This is a genomic window from Bradyrhizobium sp. STM 3809, assembly GCF_000239795.1.
Lineage (GTDB): Bacteria > Pseudomonadota > Alphaproteobacteria > Rhizobiales > Xanthobacteraceae > Bradyrhizobium.
On the sequence record NZ_CAFJ01000361.1, the window covers coordinates 1 to 9,219 of the forward strand.

Genomic DNA, 9,219 nt, shown 5'->3' on the forward strand with positions numbered 1-9,219 from the left:
CGAGGTGAAGGCGCTGGCCAATCAGACCGCCAAGGCTACCGAGGAAATCTCAAGCCAGGTGCAGAGCATCCAGAGCGCCACGGGCGATGCCGTCAGCGCCATCCAGTTGATCGGCGGAACGATTGCCGAAATCGACGGGATCTCGAAGGAGATCGCCACCGCGGTCGAGCAGCAGGGCCTGGCGACCGGTGAGATCTCCGGCAATGTGCAACAGGCCTCGGAAGGCACCCGACTGGTCAGCCAGAGCATGGGCAGCGTGACCCATGCCTCCGACGAAACCGGCAACGCCGCCTCGAAGCTGCTGGAATCGGCGAACGGCCTGTCCTCGCAATCGGCCCGGCTCAAATCCGAGGTCGATCAGTTTCTGAACTCGCTGCGGGCCGCCTAGCTCGCTGCATCCTTCGAAGCGAGCATGGCTTCGCGAAGTCATGCTCGCCTTTCGCGCCTCAGATCGTCTGATTGTAGGCGCCGACCTCCGGATGCGTCCGCAGCACGACGTTCACCGCCTCGAACATGTCGTGCATGCGCTGCTCGGACACCGGGCTCTCGACCACGACCACGAGCTCGGGCTTGTTGGACGATGCGCGCACCAGGCCCCAGCTGCCGTCCTCGACCGTGACGCGAACGCCGTTGACGGTGACGAGATCGCGGATCGCCTGCCCCGCCACCTTGCCGCCCTGCTGCTGCAGCGCCTGGAAGTGCTTCACCACGGCATCCACGACACCGTATTTGACCTCGTCGCCACAATGCGGCGACATCGTCGGCGACGACCAGGTCTTGGGCAGCGCCTCCTTGAGGTCGGCCATCGACTTGCCAGGTGCACGATCGAGCATTTCGCAGATCGCGATCGCCGAGACCAGGCCGTCATCATAGCCGCGGCCGAACGGCTTGTTGAAGAAGAAATGGCCGGACTTCTCGAAGCCCGCGAGCGCGCCGAGCTCGTTGGTGCGGCGCTTCATGTAGGAATGGCCGGTCTTCCAATAGGCGGTCCGCGCGCCTTGCGCCTGCAGCACCGGATCGGTCATGAAAAGGCCGGTCGATTTCACGTCGACCACGAACTGCGCATCCTTGTGGATCGCGGACATGTCGCGGGCCAGCATCACGCCGACCTTGTCGGCGAAGATCTCCTCGCCGGTGTTGTCGACCACGCCGCAGCGATCGCCGTCGCCGTCGAAGCCGAGGCCGACATCGGCCTTGTGCGCCAGCACGGCGTCGCGGATGGCGTGCAGCATCTCCATGTCTTCGGGATTGGGATTGTATTTCGGGAAGGTGTGATCGAGCTCGGTGTCGAGCGGGATCACCTCGCAGCCGATCGCCTCGAGCACCTGTGGCGCGAACGCGCCCGCGGTGCCGTTGCCGCAGGCCGCAACGACCTTGAGCCTGCGCGTCAGCTTCGGGCGGTTGGTCAGATCGGCGATGTAGCGCGCCGGAAAATTCTCGTGGAACTGATACGAGCCGCCGCCGGCGTTCTTGAACTCGGCGTTGAGCACGATCTCCTTCAGCCGGGTCATCTCCTCGGGACCGAAGGTCAGCGGCCGGTTGGCGCCCATCTTCACGCCGGTCCAGCCATTGTCGTTGTGCGAGGCGGTCACCATGGCGACGCAGGGGACGTCGAGCTCGAACTGGGCGAAATAGGCCATCGGCGTCACGGCAAGGCCGATATCGTGAACCTTGCAGCCGGCGGCCATCAGACCCGAGATCAGCGCATATTTGATCGAGGCGGAGTAGCCGCGGAAATCGTGACCGGTGACGATTTCTCGGCTCACGCCGCGTTCGGCGATCAGCGCGCCCAGCCCCATGCCGAGCGCCTGCACCCCCATCAGGTTGATTTCCTTGTTGAACAGCCAGCGCGCGTCATATTCGCGGAAGCCCGTCGGCTTCACCATCGGCTCGGATTCAAAGGCGTAGGTATTGGGGACCAGGACGGGTTTCGGCTTGGGGAACATCAGGAGGGGCCTCGGGAAATCACATCAATGGAACAATGCAGCCGCGCGGCGCTCGGCGTCATGCAAAGACGTCATACAACAAAGGCAGATGAATGCAGGCAACAATCAGGCAGGGTGCCTCCCCATCTGACCTTACGGTATATGGGGGCCGCCGGCGCATCGTCCAATATTCAGCGGTCGTGATTACTGCTCCAGCACCATCTGACCGTTGGCATAGGCGAAGCGCTTCAGCTTCGACAGGAAGGACAGGCCGAGCAGGTTCTCCGAGAGCGCCGTATCCGGCAGCACCAGGGCGTCGACATCGCGCACGATGAGCTCGCCGAGCTCGACCATCGCGAGTTTCGCGCGCGCCGCCTTCACGGTGCCGTTGGCGGTGGTCACCGTCGCCGTGTAGTCGCCGCGCGCCGGGCGCAAGCCGAACCGCGCGGCCGAACTCTCGTTGAGCGCGACCATCGAGGCGCCGGTGTCGATCATGAAGCTGATCCGCTGGCCGTCGATGCGGCCGTCGGCGCGGAAATGGCCGCGGCGGTCGGTGGGGATGCTGAGGCTGCGCTGGCCGGCGGTATCCACCGTCGCGCTGCGCACCGAGGTCGTTGCCGACGCGGGCGCCGGCGTCAGGCGATCGGCCAGTTGCGCCATGAAGGTGCCGAGGCCGACGAGAACGGCCGCGAAGATCATTATGTTACGCATCACGCAACGCCCGACTTTACCCCGCAACCGACTTGACCATGAAAGCCGCTGACGGGCGACTGAAGCAGAGCGGCTGCCGCCGCCATTTTGGCGAAAACGATGAGTGAAGCGTTAACGATGGCGGCGCGGACGGTATAATTCGCATCGGCTATGTCCCTCGCGGCTTGGCACGCCGGGTCGGCTCGGCGTGGGCGGGATCCTCCGGCCAGGGATGCCGTGGATAGCGGCCGCGCAGGTCGGTGCGCACGGCGGCATAGGAGCCGCGCCAGAAGCCGGGCAGATCGCGCGTCACCTGCACCGGCCGCTGCGCCGGCGACAGCAGCTCCAGCACCAGCGGAACCGCGCCACGGGCGATCGACGGATGAACGTTCAGGCCGAACAGCTCCTGCAGCCTGACCGCGATGGTCGGCCCCTGCTCGGCCTCGTAGTCGATCGCCAGCATGGTCCCGGTCGGAGCCTCGAAATGGGTCGGCGCCTCCTTGTCGAGGCGGGCGCGGAGGTCCCAGGGCAGCAGCGCCATCACGGCGTCCGAGACGTCTCCGGCCGAGATATCCTTGAGCGCGGTCTTGTCGGCCAGCAGCGGCACCAGCCAGTCGTCGCGCCGCTCGGCGAGGCCCGTATCCGACAGGTCCGGCCAGCTATCGCCTTCCGCCCTGCGCAGGAACATGACGCGGTCGCGCCACTGCTTGGCAGCCTTCGACCACGGCAGCCGGTCGAGGCCGGCGGCAACCAGCCCATCGGCGAAGATGCGCGCAGTCTCGTCCGACGGCGTCAAAGCGACCGGTGCATCGGCCATCACGATCGCATGCAGCCTGCGCCGGCGCCGCGCCCGCAGCGCCATCGCGCCCGGGTCGAAGCTGACCTCGTCCTTGGCCTCGATGTGCGCGGCGAAGTGGCGCTCGATGTCCTCGATCGCGAGCGGCGCGGCCAGCAGGATGCGGCCGCTCGCCGCCGTGCCGGTCAGCTCACCAACCGCAATGTACGGCACGCGCGCCAGCGACGAGGTCTGCTCGACGGCGGCGCCACGGCCATTGGCCAGCACGAAGCTGCCATTGCCGCGGTTGCGCGCGACCCGGTCGGGGAAGGCGAAGGCCAGCATCAGCCCGGTCGTCAGGTCCCCTGTTCCTTGCGGCGAGGAGGCGGAGCTGACCTGCTGCGCCCAGCGCCGCGCCATGTCACGCGCGCTCTGCGCCCGTTGCGAGCGGTCTCTGCGGAACTGATCGAGCCGGACCTCGAGATCGACGCTGTCGCCGCCGAGGCCGCGTTCGGTCAGGATCGCGGCGATATCGGCCGCCTGCCCCGCCGCGCCGTAGTCGGCGGCATCGACGATCATCCGCGCCAGCCGCGGCGGCAGCGCCAGCGCCCGCAACCTGCGGCCCTCATCGGTGAGACGGCCGTCGCCGTCGAGCGCGCCGAGCTCGCTGAGGAGATCGCGCGCCTCCTTCCAGGCCGGAAGCGGCGGCGGGTCGAGGAAGCTCAAGCTCGCGGGATCGCTGACGCCCCATTGCGCGAGGTCGAGCACCAGCGACGACAGATCGGCGCTGAGGATTTCGGGCTGGGTGTAGGCCGCGAGCGAAGCGGTCTGCGGTTCGTCCCAGAGCCGGTAGCAGACGCCCGGCTCGGTGCGGCCGGCGCGGCCGCGGCGCTGGTCGACGGCGGCGCGGGAGGCGCGCACCGTCTCCAGCCGGGTCAGGCCGATATCGGGTTCGTAGCGCGGCACGCGCGCGAGGCCGGAATCGACCACGATACGGACACCCTCGATGGTCAGCGAGGTCTCGGCGATCGAGGTCGCCAGCACCACCTTGCGGTGGCCCTTCGGCGCCGGGGAGATGGCGCGGTCCTGGACCGCGGCATCGAGCGCGCCGAACAGCGGCACGATCTCGATTGCAGCGTCGTGGACGCGCTCGGCGAGCATGGTCTGGGTGCGCCGGATCTCGGCGGCGCCGGGCAGGAACGCCAGCACCGAGCCGGCATCGGTGCGCAGCGCGGCGGCGATGGTCTCGGCCATCTGACGCTCGACCGGCGCATCCGGCTTGCGGCCGACATAGCGGGTCTCGACCGGATAAGCGCGCCCCTCGCTCTCCACCACCGGCGCGTTGCCGAGCAGGCTCGCGACCCGGGCGCCGTCGAGCGTCGCCGACATTACGAGGATGCGCAGGTCCTCGCGCAGCCCCTGCTGCGCATCGCGCGCCAGCGCGAGGCCGAGATCGGCATCGAGCGAGCGCTCGTGGAATTCGTCGAACAGCACGGCGGCAACCCCCGTGAGTTCGGGGTCGTCGAGGATCTGCCGGGTGAAGATGCCCTCGGTGACGACCTCGATGCGGGTCGCGCGCGACACCTTCGAGCCGAACCGCACCCGATAGCCGACGGTCTCGCCGGCGCGCTCGCCGAGCGACTTGGCCATCCGCTCGGCGCTGGCGCGGGCGGCGATGCGCCGCGGCTCCAACACGATGATCTTGTTGTCCCCGACCCACGGCGCATCGCGCAGCGCCAGCGGCACCCGCGTGGTCTTGCCGGCGCCCGGGGGCGCCACCAGGACGGCGGTGCTGCTCCGCGCGAGCGTGCCGGACAATTCGTCCAGCACGGCATCGATGGGCAGCGGCGTGTCGAAGCGAAGGGGCAAGGGCGGGCTGCAGACTACCGGGCTCGTCCCTGGGGACGAGCCAGTTTGAAGACATGTTTCGCAGTGAATTGACGAATTGACCGCCGCACGCTCACTGCACCCTCTGCTCTACGAGCGCTGCACCTAGTTGCCCTTCGCCGACGGCCTGCCGACGCTCTCATAGACGAAGCCGTGCGCCGCCATCTCGTCGGGGCGGTAGACGTTGCGCAGGTCGACGACGACCGGCTGGGCCATGACCTGCTTGAGGCGGTCGAGATCCATGGCGCGGTACTGCACCCATTCGGTGACCAGCACGATCGCGTCGGCGCCGGTGGCGCAGGCATAGGGATCCTCGAAATAGGCGATCTCGGGCAGCTCCTTCTTGGCCTGCTCGATGCCGACCGGATCATGCGCGCGCACCTGGGCGCCCATGTCGAGCAGACCCGTCACCAGCGGAATCGACGGCGCCTCGCGCATGTCGTCGGTCTCCGGCTTGAAGGTGAGGCCGAGCACCGCGACCGTCTTGCCGCGCAGATTGCCGCCGACGGCATGCGCCACCTTGCGCGCCATCGCGCGCTTGCGGTTGTCGTTCACCGCCAGCACGGATTCGACGATGCGCAGCTGCGTGTCGTAGTCCTGCGCGATCTTGATCAGCGCGCGGGTATCCTTCGGGAAGCACGAGCCGCCGAAGCCCGGACCGGCGTGGAGGAACTTGGAGCCGATGCGGTTATCGAGACCGATGCCGCGCGCCACTTCCTGCACGTCGGCGCCGACCTTCTCGGCGAGATCGGCGACCTCGTTGATGAAGGTGATCTTGGTGGCGAGGAACGCGTTGGCGGCGTATTTGATCAGCTCCGCGGTGCGCCGCGCCGTGTACATGATGGGCGCCTGGTTGAGGGACAGCGGACGATAGATGTCGCCGAGCACCTTGCGGCCGCGCTCGTCATCGGTGCCGACCACGATGCGATCGGGCCATTTGAAGTCGCGGATCGCCGCGCCCTCGCGCAGGAACTCCGGATTGGACGCGACCACGACATCGGCGGCAGGATTGGTCTCGCGGATGATGCGCTCGACCTCGTCGCCGGTGCCGACCGGCACGGTCGATTTGGTCACGACCACGGTAAAGCCGGTCAGCGACGCCGCGATCTCGCGGGCGGCGGCATAGACATAGGTGAGGTCGGCATGACCGTCGCCGCGCCGCGACGGGGTGCCGACGGCGATGAAGACGGCATCGGCATCGGCGACCGGCTGCTTGAGATCGGTGGTGAAGTCGAGCCGCTTGGCCTTGACGTTGGCCGCGACCAGCGCGTCGAGCCCCGGCTCGAAGATCGGAATTTCCCCACGATGAAGCGCGGCGATCTTGCTCTCATCCTTGTCGACGCAAGTGACCTCGTGGCCGAAATCGGCGAAGCAGGCCCCGGACACCAGCCCCACATACCCCGTGCCGATCATCGCAATTCGCATCGAAACCCATCCTTCAAGGTTAATACTTTGGCGTCTTAGACCATTTGCGGCCCAGGGGGAATTTAGAAAACGGCATGACGTTTGGATGACAGCAAGGAGTATTAACGGCTCTGCCCGATATTGCGGCAGCTCCGCGCCAGAGAGGGACAGCATGACCGCGAATGGCACGCCGAAATTGGCCGGAACCGAGGCGCGCATCGACTGGGTGGACTACGCCAAGGGTATCTGCATCATCATGGTCGTGATGATGCACTCGGTGCTCGGCGTCGAGCTCGCGGCCGGCGAGACCGGATTCATGCATGCCGTGGTCGCCTTCGCAAAACCGTTCCGGATGCCGGACTTCTTCCTGATCTCCGGCCTGTTCCTGCCGCTGGTGATCGACCGCGACTGGCGCACCTATCTCGACCGCAAGGTCGTGCACTTCGCCTATTTCTACGTGCTCTGGGTGACGATCCAGTTCGGCTTCAAGGCCCCCGGCTTCGCCGCCACGGCCGGCTGGCCACATGCCGGCTATCTGTACCTGGAATCCTTCATCGAGCCGTTCGGCACGCTGTGGTTCATCTACCTCTTGCCGATCTTCTTCGTCGTCATCAAGCTGACACGCAGGCTGCCGGCGCCGGTGATCTGGGGCGTGGCGGCGGGCCTCGAGATGTCGCATATTTCGACCGGCTGGACCGTGATCGACGAGTTCTGCGCCCGTTTCGTCTACATCTACTCCGGCTATCTGTTCGCGAACGCGATCTTCGCCCTGTCGGATCGCGCGCGGGCGCAGCCCCTGCTCGCGGTCGCCGGCCTGCTCGCCTGGGCGGTGATCAACCAGTCGCTGGTGACGCTCGGCGTCAGCGAATGGCCGGTGATCTCGCTGCTGCTGGGCTACGCCGGCGCAGTTGCCATCATCATCGCCGGCACGCTGCTGGCGCGCGCGCAGTTCCTGAACGCGTTGCGCTTCTGCGGCGAGCATTCGATCGTGATCTATCTCGCCTTCTTCCTGCCGATGGCCGCGACGCGCACATTGCTGCTGAAGACGGGAATCATCACCGACATCGGAACGATCTCGCTGCTGGTCACGGTCGCCGGCGTGCTCGGCGCGCTCGCGATCTGGCGCCTCGCCCTGCGCCTCGGCGCCCGCTTCCTGTTCGAACGCCCGATCGCATTCTGGATCGCGCCGCCGAAGCACCGCCCTGCCTTGCAGCCCGCCGAGTAGCCCCACCTTCGGTGTCGTCCCGGGCGTAGACCCGGGACCCATAACCACCGTCCTCGGTTTGCGGCGCGCCGTGGCCACAGCCTGCCGCCTCACCACGGCCGCGGAGTATGGGTCCCGGGTCGGCGCCCCGCCAGCGCTTCGCGCCGTCGTGGCTTGCCCGGGACGACATCGGAGTTTGTGGCGCGGACCGAGCGCAAAGCGGCCTTCGAATTGGGTGGGGAACGCGCCGGAATCTGCCGTTCCGAGGGTGTCAATCCCGGCCGAATTCCCTACATTGCGGCCATGCCCAAAACGCCCCAGAAAGCCGCCGTCACACCCGCCGCTCCTGTGCCCGCCGCCGCCAAAGCCGCGGCCAAGGGCGACCATGTGTTCCTGGTCGACGGCTCGTCCTACATCTTCCGCGCCTATCACGCGCTGCCGCCGCTGAACCGCAAGTCCGACGGACTGAACGTCAACGCCGTGCTCGGCTTCTGTAACATGCTGTGGAAGCTGCTCCGCGACATGCCCGAGACCGACCGGCCGACGCATCTGGCGATCGTGTTCGACAAGTCCGAGGTCACGTTCCGAAACAAGATCTACGCCGACTACAAGGCGCACCGGCCGCCTGCGCCAGACGACCTGATCCCGCAATTCGCGCTGATCCGTGAAGCGGTGCGCGCCTTCGACCTGCCCTGCCTGGAGCAGGGCGGCTTCGAGGCCGACGATCTGATCGCGACCTATGCACGGCTCGCCTGCGAGCGCGGCGCCACCACCACGATCGTGTCGTCCGACAAGGACCTGATGCAGCTCGTCAACGACTGCGTCACGATGTACGACACGATGAAGGACCGCCGCATCGGCACGGCCGAGGTGATCGAGAAGTTCGGCGTGCCGCCGGAGAAGGTGGTCGAGGTGCAGGCGCTGGCCGGCGATTCCACCGATAACGTGCCGGGCGTGCCCGGCATCGGCATCAAGACCGCGGCGCAGCTGATCAACGACTATGGCGATCTCGAAAGCCTGCTGACGCGCGCGGCCGAGATCAAGCAGCCGAAGCGGCGCGAGGCGCTGATCGAGAACGCCGAGAAGGCGCGGATCTCGCGCCAGCTGGTGCTGCTCGACGACAAGGTGGCGCTCGAGGTGCCGCTCGACGACCTCGCCGTGCACGAGCCGGATCCGCGCAAGCTGATCGCGTTCCTCAAGGCGATGGAGTTCTCCACGCTGACGCGGCGTGTGGCGGAGTATTCGCAGATCGATCCGGCCGACGTGACCGCGGACGCGCAACTGAAGGTAGGATCGAGCCCGGCGGCGGCCCCCACCCCGCCCTCCCCCGCAAG

The 9,219-nt window shown here is 67.2% G+C and carries 6 protein-coding genes and 1 pseudogene; 3 read left to right on the top strand and 4 right to left on the bottom strand.

Annotated elements, in window-relative coordinates; all coding sequences use genetic code 11:
- Nucleotides 1-388: pseudogene (locus tag BRAS3809_RS18960) on the top strand (methyl-accepting chemotaxis protein); the annotation flags it as partial.
- Nucleotides 389-446: 58 nt separating this feature from the next.
- Here the strand turns inward: BRAS3809_RS18960 and BRAS3809_RS18965 are convergent.
- The 4 genes from BRAS3809_RS18965 to BRAS3809_RS18980 all read right to left on the bottom strand — a co-directional run bounded on the left by BRAS3809_RS18965 (nt 447) and on the right by BRAS3809_RS18980 (nt 6,702).
- Nucleotides 447-1,946, bottom strand: coding sequence for a phosphomannomutase/phosphoglucomutase (locus BRAS3809_RS18965; RefSeq protein WP_008963685.1), 1,500 nt, complete (start codon nt 1,944-1,946; stop codon nt 447-449).
- 183 nt (nt 1,947-2,129) lie between these two features.
- The gene (locus tag BRAS3809_RS18970; RefSeq protein WP_008963686.1) at nt 2,130-2,624 is read right to left on the bottom strand and encodes a TIGR02281 family clan AA aspartic protease; all 495 of its coding nucleotides are present in this window, start codon (nt 2,622-2,624) and stop codon (nt 2,130-2,132) included.
- Nucleotides 2,625-2,784: 160 nt separating this feature from the next.
- Nucleotides 2,785-5,259, bottom strand: a complete 2,475-nt coding sequence (gene hrpB / locus BRAS3809_RS18975) for an ATP-dependent helicase HrpB (protein ID WP_008963687.1) — start codon at nt 5,257-5,259, stop codon at nt 2,785-2,787.
- Nucleotides 5,260-5,382: 123 nt separating this feature from the next.
- Nucleotides 5,383-6,702, bottom strand: coding sequence for a UDP-glucose dehydrogenase family protein (locus BRAS3809_RS18980; RefSeq protein ID WP_008963688.1), 1,320 nt, complete (start codon nt 6,700-6,702; stop codon nt 5,383-5,385).
- A 151-nt stretch (nt 6,703-6,853) separates the two neighbouring features.
- Here BRAS3809_RS18980 and BRAS3809_RS18985 point away from each other — a divergent pair, with 151 nt between their 5' ends.
- Both BRAS3809_RS18985 and BRAS3809_RS18990 read left to right on the top strand, forming a co-directional pair.
- The gene (locus BRAS3809_RS18985) at nt 6,854-7,906 is read left to right on the top strand and encodes an acyltransferase family protein (protein ID WP_008963689.1); all 1,053 of its coding nucleotides are present in this window, start codon (nt 6,854-6,856) and stop codon (nt 7,904-7,906) included.
- A gap of 282 nt (nt 7,907-8,188) precedes the next feature.
- A partial coding sequence (locus BRAS3809_RS18990) for a 5'-3' exonuclease (protein ID WP_283805772.1) occupies nt 8,189-9,219 on the top strand: 1,031 nt, incomplete at its 3' end.